This is a genomic window from Sphingomonas hankookensis (assembly GCF_022664465.1).
In the GTDB taxonomy this organism is placed as follows: domain Bacteria; phylum Pseudomonadota; class Alphaproteobacteria; order Sphingomonadales; family Sphingomonadaceae; genus Sphingomonas; species Sphingomonas hankookensis.
In genome coordinates this window covers 158,153-176,518 of record NZ_JAKREV010000002.1, presented here as the reverse complement: position 1 = coordinate 176,518, position 18,366 = coordinate 158,153, and the positions used below count along the sequence as shown (strand labels likewise).

General features: G+C 67.9%; 17 protein-coding genes and 1 tRNA gene. 12 read left to right on the top strand and 6 right to left on the bottom strand.

The window, feature by feature from the left end:
• Positions 1-44: 44 nt before the first annotated feature.
• The 5 genes from MF610_RS06215 (at position 45) to trxB (ending at position 5,261) form a co-directional block, all read left to right on the top strand.
• Positions 45-121 (top strand) — tRNA-Met (locus MF610_RS06215).
• 348 nt (positions 122-469) lie between these two features.
• On the top strand, positions 470-3,691 hold the full coding sequence (locus MF610_RS06210) for a YadA-like family protein (RefSeq protein ID WP_242193940.1): 3,222 nt from the start codon (positions 470-472) through the stop codon (positions 3,689-3,691).
• A gap of 52 nt (positions 3,692-3,743) precedes the next feature.
• Positions 3,744-3,950, top strand: a complete 207-nt coding sequence (locus MF610_RS06205) for a hypothetical protein (RefSeq protein ID WP_242193937.1) — start codon at positions 3,744-3,746, stop codon at positions 3,948-3,950.
• 99 nt (positions 3,951-4,049) lie between these two features.
• On the top strand, positions 4,050-4,184 hold the full coding sequence (locus MF610_RS19045; protein WP_277923934.1) for a hypothetical protein: 135 nt from the start codon (positions 4,050-4,052) through the stop codon (positions 4,182-4,184).
• A 105-nt stretch (positions 4,185-4,289) separates the two neighbouring features.
• Positions 4,290-5,261 (top strand): thioredoxin-disulfide reductase, encoded by a 972-nt coding sequence (gene trxB / locus MF610_RS06200; protein ID WP_242193935.1) that lies wholly within the window; start codon positions 4,290-4,292, stop codon positions 5,259-5,261.
• A gap of 36 nt (positions 5,262-5,297) precedes the next feature.
• Here trxB and MF610_RS06195 read toward each other — a convergent pair whose 3' ends face one another.
• The 3 genes from MF610_RS06195 to MF610_RS06185 all read right to left on the bottom strand — a co-directional run bounded on the left by MF610_RS06195 (position 5,298) and on the right by MF610_RS06185 (position 6,850).
• The gene (locus MF610_RS06195) at positions 5,298-6,254 is read right to left on the bottom strand and encodes an aldo/keto reductase (protein WP_242193933.1); all 957 of its coding nucleotides are present in this window, start codon (positions 6,252-6,254) and stop codon (positions 5,298-5,300) included.
• Positions 6,251-6,433 (bottom strand): hypothetical protein, encoded by a 183-nt coding sequence (locus tag MF610_RS06190; RefSeq protein WP_242193931.1) that lies wholly within the window; start codon positions 6,431-6,433, stop codon positions 6,251-6,253. Before MF610_RS06190 ends, MF610_RS06195 begins: the two co-directional genes overlap by 4 nt.
• Positions 6,434-6,508: 75 nt before the next feature.
• Entirely contained in the window at positions 6,509-6,850 is a 342-nt protein-coding gene (locus MF610_RS06185) for a hypothetical protein (RefSeq protein WP_242193928.1), read from the bottom strand.
• 142 nt (positions 6,851-6,992) lie between these two features.
• On the opposite strand from MF610_RS06185, the gene MF610_RS06180 reads away from it, so the two are divergent.
• From MF610_RS06180 to metH, 4 genes are all read left to right on the top strand, one after another.
• Positions 6,993-7,946 carry an ArsR/SmtB family transcription factor gene (locus tag MF610_RS06180; protein WP_242193927.1) on the top strand — a complete coding sequence of 318 codons (954 nt, stop codon included), beginning with the start codon at positions 6,993-6,995 and terminating at the stop codon, positions 7,944-7,946.
• Positions 7,943-8,884, top strand: coding sequence for a methylenetetrahydrofolate reductase [NAD(P)H] (metF, locus tag MF610_RS06175; RefSeq protein ID WP_242193925.1), 942 nt, complete (start codon positions 7,943-7,945; stop codon positions 8,882-8,884). The genes MF610_RS06180 and metF overlap by 4 nt, the downstream gene beginning before the upstream one ends.
• A 26-nt stretch (positions 8,885-8,910) precedes the next feature.
• Positions 8,911-9,960, top strand: a complete 1,050-nt coding sequence (locus MF610_RS06170) for a homocysteine S-methyltransferase family protein (RefSeq protein ID WP_242193923.1) — start codon at positions 8,911-8,913, stop codon at positions 9,958-9,960.
• Positions 9,961-10,080: 120 nt separating this feature from the next.
• The gene (gene metH, locus MF610_RS06165) at positions 10,081-12,771 is read left to right on the top strand and encodes a methionine synthase (RefSeq protein ID WP_242193921.1); all 2,691 of its coding nucleotides are present in this window, start codon (positions 10,081-10,083) and stop codon (positions 12,769-12,771) included.
• Here the strand turns inward: metH and MF610_RS06160 are convergent.
• Genes MF610_RS06160 through MF610_RS06150 form a run of 3 tightly spaced genes read right to left on the bottom strand, consistent with a single transcriptional unit; the run spans position 12,725 to position 14,447 of the window.
• Positions 12,725-13,531: a hydrolase 1, exosortase A system-associated gene (locus MF610_RS06160; RefSeq protein ID WP_242193918.1), complete on the bottom strand. Its 807-nt coding sequence runs from the start codon at positions 13,529-13,531 to the stop codon at positions 12,725-12,727. The genes metH and MF610_RS06160 overlap by 47 nt on opposite strands.
• Positions 13,516-14,178 carry an alpha/beta hydrolase family protein gene (locus tag MF610_RS06155; RefSeq protein ID WP_242193915.1) on the bottom strand — a complete coding sequence of 221 codons (663 nt, stop codon included), beginning with the start codon at positions 14,176-14,178 and terminating at the stop codon, positions 13,516-13,518. The genes MF610_RS06160 and MF610_RS06155 overlap by 16 nt, the downstream gene beginning before the upstream one ends.
• Positions 14,175-14,447, bottom strand: coding sequence for an acyl carrier protein (locus tag MF610_RS06150; RefSeq protein ID WP_242193912.1), 273 nt, complete (start codon positions 14,445-14,447; stop codon positions 14,175-14,177). The genes MF610_RS06155 and MF610_RS06150 overlap by 4 nt, the downstream gene beginning before the upstream one ends.
• Positions 14,448-14,853: 406 nt before the next feature.
• On the opposite strand from MF610_RS06150, the gene MF610_RS06145 reads away from it, so the two are divergent.
• The 3 genes from MF610_RS06145 (at position 14,854) to MF610_RS06135 (ending at position 18,366) form a co-directional block, all read left to right on the top strand.
• Positions 14,854-16,362 carry an AMP-binding protein gene (locus MF610_RS06145; RefSeq protein WP_242193909.1) on the top strand — a complete coding sequence of 503 codons (1,509 nt, stop codon included), beginning with the start codon at positions 14,854-14,856 and terminating at the stop codon, positions 16,360-16,362.
• Positions 16,359-17,591: a pyridoxal-dependent decarboxylase, exosortase A system-associated gene (locus tag MF610_RS06140; RefSeq protein ID WP_242193906.1), complete on the top strand. Its 1,233-nt coding sequence runs from the start codon at positions 16,359-16,361 to the stop codon at positions 17,589-17,591. The genes MF610_RS06145 and MF610_RS06140 overlap by 4 nt, the downstream gene beginning before the upstream one ends.
• A 139-nt stretch (positions 17,592-17,730) precedes the next feature.
• Complete coding sequence (locus MF610_RS06135) at positions 17,731-18,366, top strand: XrtA/PEP-CTERM system exopolysaccharide export protein (protein ID WP_242193903.1); 636 nt, start codon at positions 17,731-17,733, stop codon at positions 18,364-18,366.

Sequence of the window (18,366 nt, the reverse complement as noted above, 5' to 3'; positions counted from 1 at the left end):
TTCGCGTTCGTATAGGGCCGCCCTCCCCAACGGGGATGCGGCGGGGCGAAGTAGCTCAGTTGGTTAGAGCACGGGAATCATAATCCTGGGGTCGGGGGTTCAAATCCCTCCTTCGCTACCACCCGCCGCGGTCCGAAGCCGTTGAAATTCACGCAAAATCCTCAAGTGGTGGCAACGGTGCCCTATGCGCGTCGTGCTGGCTGCCCCGTGCATGTGAAGGTCGCGAGGTTGCGGTTTGCGAACGGTTGAACGCGCGCTGTCGCGGATTTCGGCCATGGGCGGTTGTTGGCGTGTCCCCCCGAGCATCGTTTCCGCCTCCCGTTCCCCTGTCCAAAACCGGATACATTAGTCTTTAAGCGCCTGTAAAATACGGTTTTCCTTTAAGATTTGCCGTCAAGCAGATCGTGGCGATCGCTGCGTCATCCTGATCCGAACCCGGGCCCCAGCTCCGGGGAGTACAGGAGGACGTATGCAATTTCCCCAGCCCAACGCGCGTTTCGGTACCGTCAGTCCGTTGCTCCGGATGCTGCTCGGTTCGACTATGTTGATCGGCACGGTTGGCGTGCAACAGGCGGCGGCGCAAACCCGCGTCGTCAGCGCCTGCGCCGGCGTCCAGTTGCCCCGATCGGTCGTGACGGACATCGTCGCGCCCGTCGTCACCGGCATCACCGGCCCGATCGAGGGGACCGTCAACGGTATCCTCGGCCTGCCGCTGCTCGGCGGGGTGTTGCCGCCGCTCAATACCAACGTGACCGGCCTGTTGAACCAGGCGGCATCGGGTGCGCCGATCACGCTGCAGGTGCTGGACACCAGTGGCAACGTCATCGGCCCGAACGATCAGTGCCAGATGACGGCAAATGCGATCAGCCTCGACAATCCCGGCGGCATCTCGATCGGCGGCAACCGGATTTCGGGGCTGGGCACGAACGGCACGCCGTCCTTCGCTTCCGATCTCAACGCGATCGCATTCGGCAATAATGCCCGTGCCGAGGCCGGTGCGACCGGCAGCATCGCGTTCGGCACCAATGCGCAGGTGACGGCGGCGAACAGCGTGGCGCTGGGCGCCGGCTCGATCGCCGGGCGCGGCGCGCTGGCTGGCTACACCGCCGTCGGCCTGACCGGTGCGCAGAATTCGGCCGGCGAAGTCTCGGTCGGCACCGCCGGCGGTTTGCGGCAGATCACCAACGTCGCCGCCGGATCGGCCGCGACCGATGCAGCGACGGTCGGACAGGTGACCGGCGTGGCCGATCGCGTCACGGCGCTGGCGGGCAGCACGATCGCGTATGACGATGCCACCCGCACCCGTGCGACGCTGGGCGGCGCAGGGGGTACGGTGCTGGCCAATGTCGGTGCGGGTGCCGTGACGGCGACTTCGACCGAAGCGGTAAACGGATCGCAGCTGTTCGCCACCAACACGCGCGTCGATACGAACACGACCGCGATCGGCGGACTGGACACGCGCGTGACGGCCAATACCCAGGACATCGCGACGCTGCAGGGCGCGACTGCGAACGCCGTCCGCTACGATGTCGACGCGGGCGGGGTGCGGACCGGTGGCGTAACGCTGGCCAGCGTTACGCCGGGTACGGCGGTTACGCTGGGCAACGTTGCGGCGGGTGCGCTGGCGGCGACGTCGACCGAAGCGGTCAACGGATCGCAACTGTTCGCCACCAACACGCGCGTCGATGCGAATACGACCGCGATCGGCGGGCTGGACACGCGGGTCACCAGCAACAGTCAGGATATCGCGACGTTGCAGGGGGCCAGCGCGACGGCGGTCCGTTACGACGTCGATGCCGCCGGGGTCCGCACCGGCGGCGTCACGCTGGTCGGTACCACCCCGGGCGCGGCGGTGACGCTGGGCAATGTCGCGGCCGGTGCGGTAAGCGCGACCTCGACCGATGCGGTCAACGGGTCGCAGCTGTTCGCGACCGATCAGCGGCTCGATGCCACCGTGACCGCACTCAGTGCGCTCGATACGCGGGTAACGGCCAATACGTCCGGGCTGGCGGCGCTGGGTGCCAGCGCGGTGCAGTATGACAATGTCGCGCGCGATCGGCTGACGCTGGGCGGTGCCGCGGGTACCGTCGTCGCCAATGTCGCGGCGGGCAGCGTGTCCGCCACGTCGACCGACGCGGTGAACGGATCGCAGCTGTTCGCGGTCAACGCACAGGTCGTGGCGAACACCAATGCCATCGCGCAGATCGGCAACGGATCGGCGGGGCCGGTCCGCTATTCGACGGCGGGGACGCCGACGACGCCTAATGGTGGCACGGTGACCGACGACCTGACGCTGGTCGGGGCCAGCGGTGGCGCGGTCGCGCTGCACAACGTCGCGGGCGGTGCGGTCGGTGCCGGGTCGACCGACGCGGTGAACGGCGATCAGCTGAACACCACCAACCAGGCAGTAGCCGCAGTGGCGGGGCGGACGACCACGCTGGAAGGGACGGTCGCCAGTCATACGACGCAGATCGCCAGCAACACGACCGCGATCGCCGACCTTCAGGCGAATGCGACCGGCACCGGGACGGCGGTGACCAACCTGACGACCCGTGTCGACGCCAATTCGACGGCGATCACCAATCTGCAGACGCAGGTCGGCAACCAGCCCCTTAAATATGCCGACGCATCGGCGCCGACCACGCCCAATGGCGGCACGCTGACCGACGATGCGACGCTGGTCGGGGCGAGCGGTGGCGCGGTCGGGCTGCGCAACGTCCGCGCCGGCAATATCGCGATCGGTTCGACCGATGCGGTCAATGGCGGGCAGCTGGCCGAGACGAACGTGCAGGTCGCGGCCAACAGCGCGGCGATCACCAATCTGAGCAACACGCTGACCGGCAGCACGGTCAGCGCGATCCAGTACAGCAATCCGGGGTCGCCGACGGTGTCGAACGGCGGTACGCTGACCAACGACGTGACGCTGATCGGCGCCAACCCGGCAGCGCCCGTCGGCCTGCACAATGTCGCGGCGGGCAACGTCGCGGCGGGATCGACCGATGCGGTCAACGGCGGACAGCTGTTCGCGGTGGCGACCCAGTCGTCCAACAGCCTGCAATATGACCGCGACGCCACCGGCGCCCGCACCAACCAGGTGACGCTGGCCGGGGGCAATGCCGCAGCGCCCGTCACCCTCGCCAATGTCGCCGCCGGCACGGTTGCGGCCGGATCGACGCAGGCGGTGAATGGCGGACAGCTCAACGCCGTCAACCAGACCGCGCAGGCGGCGCTGACGCTGGGCACCAATTCGGTCCAGTATGACGGCTCGGGTAACGTAACGCTGGGCAATGGTGGCGGCACACCGGTCGCGCTGCGCAACGTCGCGGCGGGGACGGCGGCGACCGATGCGGTCAATCTCGGCCAGTTGCAGGCCGGGTTGCAAGGCGTCGCCAACCAGACGACCAACTATATCGACAGCCGGATGGCGCAGGTCGGGTTCGACCTGGGCGTGCTGCGCCGCGACCTGAGCGCCGGATCGTCGGCGGCGATGGCCGTCGCGGCACTGCCACAGGCGATGGAACCCGGTGCGACGATGGTCGCCATCGGCGGCGGCACCTATCGCGGCCAGTCGGCCATCGCGTTCGGCGCATCGCGGGCGTTCAACGATGGACGCGCGGTGGTGAAGGTCGGCGGGACCTATGACAGCCAGGGCTATGGCGGTGCCAATGCCGGGGTCGGGTTCCAGTTCTAACCGTGACGCCGGGGCGCCCGCGCCCCGGCGTATCTTTGCAGAAAGCGATACCATGCATTTCTGGTTCGGCCGTTTCCGCGCGGCGACCCTGTCCAGGCCCGCGTCGGCCACCAACGCCCGCGACTATCACGCGCTGCGCTACGCCCAGGAGATGGCGATGGTACGCGACGCCCGATCGGCGGAGGCGGCACAGGCACACACGATCCTCGCCGAAGCGCATCGGCAGGCAATGGCCGGTGACCCTCCGGTCGGAGCGTGAGCTATTCACGATGATCTTCATCCAGCGTTCAGATTCTATCGAACCTCCGGGGCGTTCGTTCGTTGATGGTTAACAAGAAAACATGAGAGGATAGCCGCCATGTCGACCGTCACCCCCGTCCGCCCGATGCCCACCGGTGTCGACGCCGATGGCCCGAACAGCATGGCGGGGCTGATATTCGGCTTGCTGCTCGCCCTCCCGCTCTGGGCAGCGATCCTCGCCCTCATCCTATAACGCGCGACCGGCGGGATGGCTTGCGCCATGCCGCCGGTTCCCCATGTTGCGTTCGACCCCGCGACCGGCATAGACGGACCGATCGCATCGAACGGAACCTGTACCATGTCTGTAACGCACCATACCCGTATGCTCGTCCTCGGCTCCGGCCCTGCGGGCCTGTCCGCCGCGATCTATGGCGCGCGCGCCGGGATGGAGCCGATCGTGGTGCAGGGCATCCAGCCCGGCGGTCAGTTGATGACCACCACCGATGTCGAAAACTACCCCGGCTTCCGCGACGTCGTGCAGGGCCCGTGGCTGATGGGTGAGATGCAGGCGCAGGCCGAACATGTCGGCACGCGCATGATGTGGGACACCATCGTCGATATCGACGTGAGCCGCCGTCCGTTCCGCCTGACCGGCGACAGCGGCGATGTGTATGAGGGCGAGGTGCTGGTCATCGCCACCGGTGCGCAGGCGCGCTGGCTGGGGCTCGACAGCGAGGAGCTGTTAAAGGGCAAGGGCGTGTCGGCCTGTGCCACCTGCGACGGGTTCTTCTATCGCGGCAAGAAGGTGGCGGTGATCGGCGGCGGCAATACCGCGGTCGAGGAAGCACTGTACCTGACCAACCATAGCGACGACGTGACGATCATCCATCGCCGCGACAGCTTCCGCGCCGAACGCATCCTGCAACAGCGGCTGTTCGCCAGCCACAAGATCAACGTGCTGTGGAACAAGCAGGTCGAGCGCTTCGTCGGCGGCGGCGAACCGCACGGACTGGTCGGTATCGAGCTGAAGGATACGGTGACCGGCGAGCTGTCGACGCTCGACGTCGATGGCGGGTTCGTCGCGATCGGCCATCATCCGGCGACCGAGCTGTTCCGCGGGCATATCGCGCTCGACGACGACGGTTATATCGCGGTCGAGACCGGATCGACGCGTACCAGCGTCCCTGGCGTGTTCGCGTGCGGCGACGTGATGGACAAGATCTATCGCCAGGCGGTCACCGCCGCCGGCACCGGCTGCATGGCGGCGCTGGATGCCGAACGCTTCCTGCAGGCGGCCGAGTTCGAGGATATGGCGCAGGCGGCGGAATAACGACCGGCCGGGCGCCGACGCGCCCGGCGGCCGGAATTATACCCCGGCGTCGGTCAGGCGGGCGAGTTGCTCGTCGGTCAGGCGCAGCTGCCACGACCCCACCAGTTCCTCCAGCTGCGCTACGCTGGTGGCACTGGCGATCGGCGCGACGACGCCCTCCTGCGTGGCGAGCCATGCCAGCGCGATCTGCGGCAGCGTCGCGCCGGTCTCTGCGGCGACCGCATCCATCGCCGCGAGCATCGGCTTGCCCTTGCCCTCCAGCAACTCCGTCATGCCGCCGCCGCGGACGCTTTTGCCGAGGTCCTCGGTCGAGCGATATTTGCCGGTCAGGAACCCTGCGGCGAGCCCAAAATAGGGCGCCACGCCGATATTGTGCTCGACGCACAGGTTCTGCAGCTCGCCCTCATATTTATGGCGGCTGACGAGGTTGTATTCGGGTTGCAGCGCGTGGAAACGCGGCAGGCCTTCCGCCGTCGCCAGATCCAGCGCCGACTTCAGCCGCATCGCGCGGAAGTTCGATGCGCCCAGCACCCGGACCTTGCCCGCGTCGATCAGCCGTCCGAACGCTGCCAGATAGTCGGCCTGCGGCGTGTCCTCGTCGTCCTGATGAGCATAATACAGGTCGATATGATCGGTGCCGAGCCGCGCGAGCGACCCCTCCGCCGCCGCCGCGATCCGGGCGGGCGCGAGCTTTTCGCCGCCATCGCCCGGCAGCATGCCGACCTTGGTCGCGATCAGCACGCGGTCGCGCTTGCCCGACTGGCGCAACCATTCGCCGAGGATGGTTTCCGATTCCCCGCCGCGATGGCCGTCGACCCATGCCGAATAGACGTCGGCGGTGTCGATCATCGTCCCGCCCAGATCGACGAACGCGTCGAGGATGCGGAAGCTCTCCGCCCGGTCGATCGTCCAGCCAAAGACGTTGCCGCCGAGGATCAGCGGTGGCGTTTCGAGGTCGGTGGCGCCGAGGCGGCGGCGGACGGGATCGGTCATGGGCGTTCCTTCGGTTCGGGCGCGATCGCGTTCGCGTCGAGGGCATTGTCGTCCAGCATCGCCGCGGCATCGTTCAGCGCGGCGGCTTCGCCCTGCGTCACGCCGCCGGGCGCCGAGCGCTCGTCGGTGCCGTTACAGGCGGCGAGAAACAGGACGGCGAGGGTGGCAAGCTGGCGCATCGATCGTCTCCCAACGAAAAAGGCCGCGTCCCGTTGCGTCGGGACGCGGCCTTTCTGTCTTAGCGCAAACGCTGCTTAGCGCTGCATGTCGCGACCGGCCTTTTCCAGTTCCTGCCCAGCTTCGCGCTGCGCATTGTCGGCGGCAGCGTCGGCCTTCGCAGCGCCGCGGTCGATGGCGGCGCCGGCACGATCGGTGGCGTTTTCGATGTGGTCACCGGCACGATCCGTAGCGTTCTCGGCCGCGCCGATTGCGCGCTCGCCGGCGGTCTGCACGTCGCTGACCGCTTCGCCCATCGTCGCGTTCACGTCTGCGGCGACGGCGTCGGCGGCCTCACCGGTTTCGTTCTGCGCCTTCTGGCTGCAGGCACCGATCGAAAATGCAGCGACGGCGAGCGGCAGCAGGATGAGCTTCTTCATGGCGGTTTCCCTTCCGTTATGATCCGCCGCCCAACGCACGGGCGGGGCGGCGGTTGCACGGCCTGCCGCATCGGGGCGGCGATCGCCGCAGGTGCGACATGATCGATTGACGTCATATAAAGATTTCTTTATATCATGCTGCATGGTTCCGGCTCTCGATATATTGCGCGCGGCGAGCGACGCCACCCGGTTGCGGGTGCTGTGCCTGTTGCGATCGATGGAGCTGTCGGTCGGCGAACTGGCGCAGGTCCTGGAACAGAGCCAGCCGCGGGTCAGTCGGCATATCAAGATTTTGTGCGACGCCGGGCTGGCGGTCCGGCGCAAGGAAGGCAGCTGGGTCTTCGTCGCGCTGGGGCAGTCGGCGCTTGTCGCCCCGTTGCTGGGGGCGCTGGATGCATGGGCGATGCCCGACGATGCGCAGCTGCGCGCCGACGGGCTGCGACTGGCCGAGGTCCGCGCCGATCGCGCGACGGCGGCGGCGGCGTGGTTCGAGGCGCATGCCGGCGAATGGGACGCAATCCGATCGCTGCATGTCGCCGAGGAACAGGTCGAGGCGGCGATGCTGGCGGCGCTGGGATCGACGCGGATCGACTTGCTGGTCGATATCGGCACCGGCACCGGGCGGATGCTGGAACTGTTCGCGCCACAGGCGACGCAGGCCATCGGCATCGACCGGTCGTCGGAAATGCTGCGACTGGCGCGCGCCAAGCTGACCGAACGCGGGCTGGACCATGCCGAGTTGCGGCAGGCGGACATTCTGTCGCTGCCGGTCGATACCGCGGTGGCCGGTGCGGCGGTGCTGCACCATGTGCTGCATTTCGTGCAGCATCCGGGCGCGGCGATCGCCGAGGCTGCGCGCGTGCTGCGGCCCGGCGGGCGGTTGCTGATCTGCGATTTCGCACCGCACGAGCGCGAGGATCTGCGGGTGCGCGACGCGCATGCGCGGCTGGGCTTTTCCGACGAGCAGATGCTGGGCTGGTTCGGGGAGGCCGGGCTGGCGCCGGTATCGATCGAGACGCTGGGCGGCGGCGAATTGACCGTGAAGCTGTGGATGGCGCGGCGCGCCTATGACGTACAAGAGGTGAAGGCGGCATGACTCCTACCATTTCCGACCTCGAAGAGGCGCGCCGCGCGCTGGATGCACCGTTGTTCGCCGATCTGGCGGGCGATTGTGCGGTCAGCTTCGAATTCTTCCCGCCCAAGACCGAGAAGATGGAAGCCGCACTGTGGGACACGGTCCGCGCGCTGGAGCCGCTGGGGCCGAAATTCGTCAGCGTCACCTATGGCGCGGGCGGATCGACGCGTGAGCGGACCCATGCCACCGTCGCGAGGATCGCGCGCGAGACGTCGATGCCTGCCGCCGCGCACCTGACCTGCGTCGAGGCAAGCCGGGCGGAGATCGATCAGGTCGCGCAGGAATATTGGGCGGCGGGCGTGCGGCACATCGTCGCGCTGCGCGGCGATCCGCCGACGATGGGGCAGAAGTTCGTCGCGCATCCCGATGGCTACGAGAATGCCGCGGCGCTGGTGGCGGGCTTGCAGAAGCTGCACCCGTTCGAGATTTCGGTCGCGGCCTATCCCGAATGTCATCCGGATTCGGCGCATCAGGCGGCCGATCTCGACAATCTGAAGCGTAAGATGGACGCCGGTGCGACGCGCGCGATCACCCAGTTCTTCTTTACGCCCGAAGCATTCTTCCGCTTCCGCGACGCCGCCGCTGCTGCGGGCATCACCGCCGATCTGGTGCCGGGCATCCTGCCGGTATCGAACGTGGCACAGGTGCGCAAGTTCGCCGGCATGTGCGGTGCGGCCATCCCGGCATGGATGGACCGGTTGTTCGAGGGGCTGGACGATCATCCCGGCGCCCGTGCGCTGGTCGCGGCGACGATCGCGGCGGAAATGTGCCGCAAGCTCTATGCCGGCGGGGTGCGCGATTTCCACTTCTACACGCTGAACCGGGCAGAGCTGTCCTACGCGATCTGCCATCTGATGGGGCTTCGGCCCAAGGCGAAGCCGGTCGCCGCGGCGGCCTGACACGAACGGTTTTGGGGAAGAACGACATGACGACCGCCCGCGAACGCCTGAACGCCGAAGCCGCCAAGCGCGTGCTGATCACCGATGGCGCGTTCGGTACCGAAATCCAGAACTGGAAATTGTCGGAGGCCGACTATGCCGGCACCCTGACGCTCGGCCATGACCAGAAGGGCAATAACGATATCCTCGCGATCACCAAGCCGGAGGTGCCGGAGACGATCACCCGCGCCTATCTGGACGCCGGGTCGGATATCGTGTCGACCAATACGTTCAGCGCGAACCTGATCAGCCAGGCGGATTATGGGGCCGAGGCGCTGGTCGCCGATATCAACATCGAAAGCGCGAAGATCGCCCGGCGCCTGGCGGACGACTATGCGACACACGACGGGCGGCCGCGGTTCGTGGCGGGAGCGATCGGGCCGACCAACAAGACGCTGTCGCTGTCGCCGGACGTCAACGATCCGGGTTATCGCGAGATCGACTTCGATTACCTGAAGGGCGTGTACCGCGAACAGATCGATGCGCTCGTCACGGGCGGCATCGATTTCGTGCTGATCGAGACAGTGTTCGACACGCTCAATGCCAAGGCAGGCGTACTGGCGGCGATCGAGGCGGGGCAGGCATTGGGCCGCGACCTGCCGATCATGCTGTCGATGACGCTGACCGACCTGTCGGGGCGCAACCTTTCGGGCCATACCGTCGAGGCGTTCTGGCACGCGATCCGTCATGCGAAGCCGGTGACGATCGGGCTGAACTGTTCGTTCGGTGCCGAACAGCTGCGGCCGCATGTGAAGACGCTGTCGGAAATCTGCGACACGCTGATCATGGTCTATCCGAATGCCGGCCTGCCCAACGAACTGGGCGCGTATGACGAGGCGCCGGCGACCACCGCTGCGCTGGTCGGCGACTGGGCCGATCATGGGCAGGTCAACGTGCTGGGCGGCTGCTGCGGATCGACGCCGGCGCATATCAAGGCGATGGCCGATCGGGTGCAGGGCGTCGCCCCCCGCAAGGTGCCGGGCGTGCCGGTGCAGACGCGGCTCGCCGGGCTGGAACCGTTCACAATGGCGGCTTGACCGCAAAAGCCCTCTCTCCTTCAGGGGGAGAGGCTTGGGAGAGGGGCAGTTCACCACCCTCTCCGATCTTCCCCTCTCCCCGACCCTCTCCCCTGAAGGGGAGAGGGAGAGAAAGCTGACATGACCAACGCCTCGACCAACTTCGTCAACATCGGCGAACGCACCAACGTGACCGGCTCCGCCCGCTTCAAGAAGCTGGTGATGGCGGGCGACTATGCCGCCGCGGTCGAGGTCGCGTTGCAACAGGTCGAGAGCGGGGCACAGGTGCTCGACGTCAACATGGACGAGGGGCTGCTCGACGCGCATCACGCAATGACGACGTTCCTGAAGCTCATTCAGGCCGAACCGGACATCGCCCGCATCCCGGTGATGGTCGACAGTTCCAAATGGGACGTGATCGAGGCGGGGCTGAAGTGCGTCAGCGGCAAGCCGATCGTGAACTCGATCAGCATGAAGGAGGGTGAGGAAGCGTTCCTCCACCACGCCCGCATCTGCATGAATTATGGCGCCGCAGTGGTCGTGATGGCGTTCGACGAAGTCGGGCAGGCCGATACGCAGGCGCGCAAGGTCGAGATCTGCTCGCGCGCCTACGACCTGCTGATGACGATCAGCTTTCCGCCCGAGGACATCATCTTCGACCCCAACATCTTCGCGGTGGCGACGGGGATCGAGGAGCATAATAACTACGGCGTCGACTTCATCGAGGCGTGCAAAGAGATCAAGGCGCGCTGTCCGCACTGCCATATCTCGGGCGGGCTATCGAACCTGTCGTTCAGTTTTCGCGGTAACGAACCGGTGCGCCGGGCGATGCACTCGATCTTCCTGTACCACGCCATTCCGGCGGGGATGGACATGGGGATCGTCAATGCCGGGCAGCTCGACGTGTATGATACGATCGATGCCGAGCTGCGCACTGCGTGCGAGGATGTGATCCTCAACCGCGATCCCGGTGCCACCGACCGGCTGATCGCGCTGGCGGAGAAATACAAGGGCACCGATGCGGTCGCCGAAAAGGCGGCGGCGGAATGGCGCTCGCTCCCGGTCGTCAAGCGGCTCGAATATGCGCTGGTCAAGGGCATCGACGCGCATGTCGTCGACGATACCGAAGAATGCCGCCAGCAATTCGCCCGGCCGATCGAGGTGATCGAAGGGCCGCTGATGGACGGGATGAACGTCGTCGGCGACTTGTTCGGATCGGGCAAGATGTTCCTGCCGCAGGTGGTCAAGTCGGCGCGGGTGATGAAGAAGGCGGTGGCGCACCTGCTGCCCTTCATCGAGGCTGCGAAGGAGCCCGGCGCCAAGGGCAAGGGCAAGATCATCATGGCGACCGTCAAGGGCGACGTCCACGATATCGGCAAGAACATCGTCGGCGTCGTGCTTCAGTGCAACGGCTTCGACGTCGTCGATCTGGGCGTGATGGTGCCGTGGACGAAGATTCTCGAGGCGGCGAACGAGAACGACGCCGACATGATCGGGCTGTCCGGACTCATCACCCCGTCGCTCGACGAGATGGTGACCGTGGCCGAGGAGATGAAGCGCGCGGGCATGACCATGCCACTGCTGATCGGCGGGGCAACCACGTCGAAGGTTCATACCGCGCTGCGCATTTCGCCGGCATATGACGGCCCGATCGTCCATGTGTTGGACGCGAGCCGGGCGGTGGGCGTGGCGACGACGTTAGTCAGCGACACCGGACGCGACGCCTATGTCGAGCAGATCGCTGCCGATTACGAGGCGGTGCGGATCGCGCGCGCTGGCAAGGGACAGAGCGACCTGGCTCCGATCGCCGAGGCGCGCGCCAATGGCTTCGTTGCCGATTTCACGCAGAAGCCGGCCGCCCCTGCCAAGCCGGGGCGGCATGTGTTCGACGACTGGGACCTTGCCGACCTGCGCGACTATATCGACTGGACGCCGTTCTTCCGCGCGTGGGAGCTGGCGGGGAATTTCCCGGCGATCCTGACCGACGAGGTCGTGGGCGAGAGCGCGTCCTCGCTGTTCGAGGATGCGCAGGCGATGCTCGACCGGGTCATCGCCGAGAAATGGCTGACGGCGCGGGGCGTCGCGGCGCTGTGGCATTGCCGGCGCGATGGCGACGACGTGATCGTCGACGTGCCCGCCGAACAGCTGGAGCCGGCGATCGAGGCGGGGCGGGTGTCGCCGCTGTCGGGGGTGCCGCACGATTTCGCGACGCCGATGCAGACGACCCACGCCACCCATGCGATCCGCATGCCGTTCCTGCGCCAGCAGGTGAAGAAGCGCGAAGGGCGGGCGAACATGTGCCTCGCCGACTTCGTCGATCCGGCGGGCGACTGGATGGGCGGGTTCGCGGTCGGCATCCACGGCATCGACCCGCATATCGCGCGGTTCAAGGCGGAGAATGACGATTATCAGGACATCCTGCTGAAGGCACTGGCCGACCGGCTGGCCGAGGCGTTCGCCGAGCGGCTGCACCACCATGTCCGGACCGAATTATGGGGCTATGCCCCCGACGAGCAGCTGACCAACGAGGCGATGATCCGGGAGCAATATCGCGGCATCCGTCCGGCGCCGGGCTATCCGGCGTGCCCCGACCACAGCCAGAAGCCGATCCTGTTCGACATGTTGGGCGCTACGCAAGCTACTGGAATCACGCTGACCGACAGCTTCGCGATGCTGCCGACGGCGGCCGTTTCCGGTTTCTATTTCGGGCATCCCGACAGCGCCTATTTCGGGGTGGCGCGGATCGGGCGGGATCAGCTGGAGGACTATGCGACGCGGCGCGGCGTCAGCCTCGAGCAGGCGGAGCGGTGGCTGCGGCCCAATCTCGACTGAGGGCGTCCAGCAGGCGGTCGCGGAGCCAGTCGGCGTCGCCGGGGCGGGCGAAGCTGTGGCTGTCGCTGTCGCGGTGGTGGAGGGTCGGAAGGTTGCGAAGGTGCCACGCATCGAGGAAGGCGATGGCGGTGTGATCGCCGGTCGCCAGCAGGATGTCGGCGGGCGCTCCAGCGGCGAGGGCGGTGGCGAAGGTCCGGGCGAGGTCGTTCTGGCCGCGGCGGGGCCGGGTCAAAGTTGCCAGACCTTGCAGCAGACGGCCGAAGTTGACGCCGCCGGTCAGCAGACGCCGCCACTCGGCCGGTGAAGACAGGCGCGCGGCATAGGTCGCGCGGATCGCGGCTGGGGGCGGCAGGTCGCCGGAAGGCTCGACGATCCAGGGGTTTGCGAGCACCAGCCGGTCGATCGCGGCCTGCCCGTGAAACAGCGCCAGCGCGGTCGCGGCGTCGCAATTGCCGAACGCCAACATCCGCGTGACGCCGGTCAGGTCGCGCAATGCCGCGGCGGCGGCGGCGATGTCGGGGCCGCTCGACCGGAAGCCGCCATTGGTGCCGGTCGAATCGCCGATGCCGCGACGGTCGAAGCGCAATACGGGATAGCCAGCTTCGGCGATCGCCGCGGCCAGCAGGGCCATGCCGCGATGCGCGCCGATGCGCAGTTCGTTGCCGCCGGACACGATCAGCAGGCCGGTGCTGCCCGGCGCCTCGTCGAGCGTCGCGGCGAGCGTTTCCCCGGCGCAAGGGATGGTCACCAGCCGACGCATGCGCGGCTCCAGGCGGCAAGGTCGTCGGCGAGCAGCGCTGCGAGGGCGGGGTCATCGCCCGGTTCGGCCCGACGCCACAGCGGGGCGGCGTCGATTCGCAGATCGGCATGGTCGGGATCGGTGCCGAGCCGAACGATGCGGGACGGGTGGTCGGCGCTGGGCGTGGCAGTGGCAAGATCAACGATCATCGTCGCGGCGATGCGGTTGCCGGCGATCTCGACGACGGGTGCGTCACGGTCGATCCCGCCCGCGATCCGGGTCAGTTCGCGGACCAGCCGGTCGCCGGACTGCGGGGCGAGGTGCCAGCGACCGGCGACGGCGGCGTCGGTGTCGAACAATGCTCCGGCGCGGATCGTGGCGGTCACGACGGGACGATCGGTGGCATCGACCAGCGCGGTGACCGCCACGCGCCAGTCGGCCAGCGTGACTGTGTCGGTCGCCAGCGGGCTTTCGCCCTGTCCGGGCAGGTCGGGGAGCATGCCGGCGACGTCGCGATCGGCGAGCGCGCGGAGCAGTCCGACGGCGAAGGTCCGCGTACGGTTCGCCTCCTCGAACGGGGGTAGCAGCAGCAGTACGACCGGACCGGTATCGGGGCCGAAGCGCCACAGCGCCTCATGCCCGCCGGGCCAGTCGTAGCGGTCGATCAAGCGGGTGCCTTGGCGTTGGCGAAGGCGACCAGCGAGCCGAAGGTTTCGAGGGTGTCGCCGTCGATATCGTCGTCCTCGATCAGGATGCCGAGGCGGTCCTCGATCTCGGTCAGGACGCCGGCCACCGCCATCGAATCAAGTTCGGGGAGTGCGCCGAACAGCGGGGTCGCATCGTCGAACGCCGCCACCCGCTCGTCGGACAGGCCCAGCACGTCGCGCAACACTGCGCGCACGGTTTCCTCGATCGACGCCGAACCGGTCTGAACCACTGATCACTCCCCTGTTGGTGGGGGACGTTTAGGGGGTGTGGGCGGTGCTGCCAAGCGGGGTGGTTTTTGGGAGAGGCGGGGGTGGTTGGCGGGCGATCCCGGTTTGACTTGCAGCGTACCCCGGCGGAGGCCGGGGTCAGTTGGGACGTCGGTCGTTTCTCCATCGCAAACGGCCCCCAACTGGGCCCCGGCCTTCGCCGGGGTACGGGGTGTTGGGGATGGGCGGGCACATCCCCACCCGGTATCCCCGCGGAGGCGGGGATCCAGGGTTGGATCGCTGGCCGGTGGTTTGCTTGGCTCTGGACCCCCGCCTTCGCGGGGGTACGTTATTGTTTATGGCCACGGCACCGGACAACTCCCGCCCTCTGCCCTGTATCTGCCGTCCGATCGGCGCTAGGAAGCGGCGATGGTGTCCTTGAACCCCGTCCCTCAACGGATCGACCGGTTGCCGGCATGCGGTGCGGCGGACGCTCCGGCGTTGGTTGATCGTGCCGGCACGTTGACCTTTGGCGAACTCGAAGCGACCGTTGCGGCGATGGCGGGTGGCCTGCGGGCGATGGGTGTCACGGGCGGCGACCGGGTGGCGACGTGGTTGCCGAAGACGCGGGCGGCGTGCCTGATGCCGCTGGCGGCGGCGCGGGTCGGGGCGGTGCATGTGCCGGTCAATCCGGCGCTCAAGCGGGCGCAGGTCGCGCATATTCTGGGCGATAGCGGCGCGAGCGTGCTGGTGACGCAGGAATCGCGTGTCGCCGCATTGGAGGCGGGGGACGTTCCGGCGGGGTGTCGCGTGGTCACCGATACGCCGGACGGTGCGCCGGTCGCCGCCATGGATGGCGATACGGATGCGCTGGCGGCGATCCTCTATACCTCCGGGTCGACCGGGCGGCCCAAGGGGGTAATGCTGTCCCATGCCAATCTGTGGCTGGGCGCGGTGTCGGTCGCGCAGTATCTGAACCTGACGCCGGCCGACCGGGTGTTGGCGGTGCTGCCGCTGAGCTTCGATTACGGGCAGAACCAGTTGTTCTCGACGTGGTTGGCAGGGGCGGCGGTGGTGCCGCTCGACTATCTGACCGCCCGCGACGTGGTGAAGGCGGTCGAGCGGTTCGATGCGACCACGCTGGCGGGCGTACCGCCGCTATGGACGCAGCTGCTGGAGGCGGAGTGGCCGGCGACGGTCGCGGCGCGGCTCAAACGGTTGACCAATTCGGGCGGGGCGCTGACGCCGCGGATGGTGCGGGGCTTGCGCGCGCGGTTCGGCGCGGCGGACCTGTACGCGATGTACGGGCTGACCGAGGCGTTTCGCTCGACGTTCCTCGATCCCGCGCTGGTCGATGCGTATCCGGATGCGATCGGATCGGCGATCCCCTTTGCCGAGGTCGCGGTGGCGCGCGCCGATGGCAGTCGGGCAGACGTCGGCGAGGCGGGCGAACTGGTCCATGCCGGGCCGCTGGTGGCGCAGGGCTATTGGCGCGATGCCGAGCGGACGGCGGCGCGGTTCCGTGCCGCCCCGGACTGGATGGCGAGCGGCGGGATGGCGGTGTGGTCGGGCGATACCGTCGCGCTGGGCGCGGACGGGCTGCTCCGCTTCGTCGGGCGCGATGACGAGATGATGAAGGTCGCGGGCAACCGGATCAGCCCGACCGAGGTCGAGGAAGCGGTGCTGGGGGGCGGCGAAGTGGCGGAGGCGGTGGCGGTCGGCCTGCCCGACGAACGGCAGGGGCAGGCGATCACCGTCGTCGCGCGGGCGGTGGCGGAGGATGCCGAGGTGCTGGTGCGCGCACGGTTGCGCCGCGAACTGCCGAGTTTCCAGCAGCCGTCGCACTATGTCTGGGTCGAGGACCTGCCGCGCAACGCCAATGGCAAGCTCGACCGGGTGGCCATTCGCGCGCTGGCGGTGCAGGGGGTCCGCGCATGAAGCCGATCGGTCCCCTCCCGCCCGCCTTTGCCGGGCAATCGCGCCTGACGATTGGCGGCGAGGATTTCGCGGACCTGCTGGCCCAGGCCGGGGATACGCCGGCGTTCCTGTACGACGGCGCGGCGATCGCGGCGCGGGTGGCGCGGTTGCGCGCGGCGCTGCCGGACGGCGTCGGGGTGCATTATGCGATCAAGGCGAACCCGCATGGCGACGTGCTCGCGGCCATCGCACCGATCGTCGACGGACTGGACGTGGCGTCGGGCGGCGAACTGGCCAAGGCGCTGACCGTCAAGCCGGCGGCGGCGATCAGCTTTGCGGGCCCGGGCAAGCGCGACGACGAACTGGAACAGGCGATCGCGGCGGGGGCGACGCTGCATGTCGAGTCCGAGGGCGAGGCCGACCGGGCGCTGGCGATCGGCGATCGGTTGGGGCTGACCCCGCGGATCGCGGTGCGGGTGAATCCCGATTTCGAACTGCGCGGGTCGGGGATGCGGATGGGCGGGCGGGCGTCGCCGTTCGGGATCGACGCGGTGCGGGTGCCGGCACTGGTGCGGCGGCTGGTGGCGGTCGGGGCCGATTGGCACGGCTTCCATATCTTTGCCGGTTCGCAGACGCTGGATACCGGCGCGATCATCGAGGCGCAGGCGGCGACGCTGGCGCTTGCCGGGCGGCTGGCGGACGAGGCGGGCGCGGTGCCGGCGTTCGTCAATCTGGGCGGCGGGTTCGGCATTCCCTATTTCGCGGGCGATACGCCGGTCGATGTCGAAGCGGTCGGCGCGGCGCTGGGTGAGGCGTTGGCGGGGCGGGCGGCGGCGCTGGCCGATACCGGGTTCGCGGTCGAGCTGGGGCGCTGGCTGGTCGGGGAGGCGGGCGTGTATTGCACGCGCGTGGTCGACGTGAAGCAGAGCGGTGGGGAGACGTTCGTGGTGGTCGATGGCGGGCTGCACCATCAGCTGGCGGCCAGCGGCAATTTCGGGACGGTGGTGCGGCGCAACTATCCGGTGGCGGTGGCCGAGCGGATGGACGGCGAGCCCGTCATCACCGCATCGGTCGTCGGGTGCCTGTGCACCCCGCTCGACCGGCTGGCCGACCGGGTGGCGCTGCCCGCGGTCGCGGTCGGCGATACGATCGCGCTGTTTCAGGCGGGCGCTTACGGCGCTACGGCGAGCCCGTCGGCGTTCCTGGGGCATCCGCCGGCACGCGAGTGGTTCATTCCGGGAAAGCGGTGAGCGCGAACGGTACGCGGTAGAGGTGTGCTGGTCGCGAAACCGGGCTATACTCAACCCTATCTTTACCCCTTAGGCGGCATAGCAGGTGAAGTCCTGCGCAGTCCCACGCGGCTGCGCGCGTTGGTTACGAGGTATTGGAATGCGTCGCAGGCATGGTTTTGGCACGGGTGTGGCGCTTTGTGCGGTGCTGGGCGGATGCGCCGGTGGCGTGACGCGTCCCGAATTGCCGCCCGCACCGTTCGTGCAGGCGAAGGAAGCACCGGGCGAGGCCTATGTCATCGGGCCGCTCGACCAGCTGAGCATCTTCGTATGGCGCAACCCCGAACTGTCGACCAAGGTGCAGGTGCGCCCCGACGGGCGGATCACCACGCCGCTGATCAACGACATGCCCGCCACCGGGAAGACGCCGGCGATGCTGGCCGACGATTTGAAGCTGGCGCTGGGCGAATATGTGAAGGACCCGCTGGTCTCGGTGATCGTCGAGAATTTCTCGGGCACGTTCAGCCAGCAGGTGCGCGTCGTCGGCGCGACCGAGAAGCCGGCGTCGATCCCGTACCGCGCCAACATGACGCTGCTCGACGCGATGATTACCGTCGGCGGGCTGAACCAGTATGCGGCGGGCAACCGCGCACGGCTGGTCCGCTACGATCGGGCGACGGGCAAGCAGTCGGAATTCGGGCTGCGCATCTCCAGCCTGCTCAAGAACGGCGATTCGTCGGCGAATGTGAAGCTGCAGCCGGGCGACGTGATCATCATCCCAGAGAGCATGTTCTGA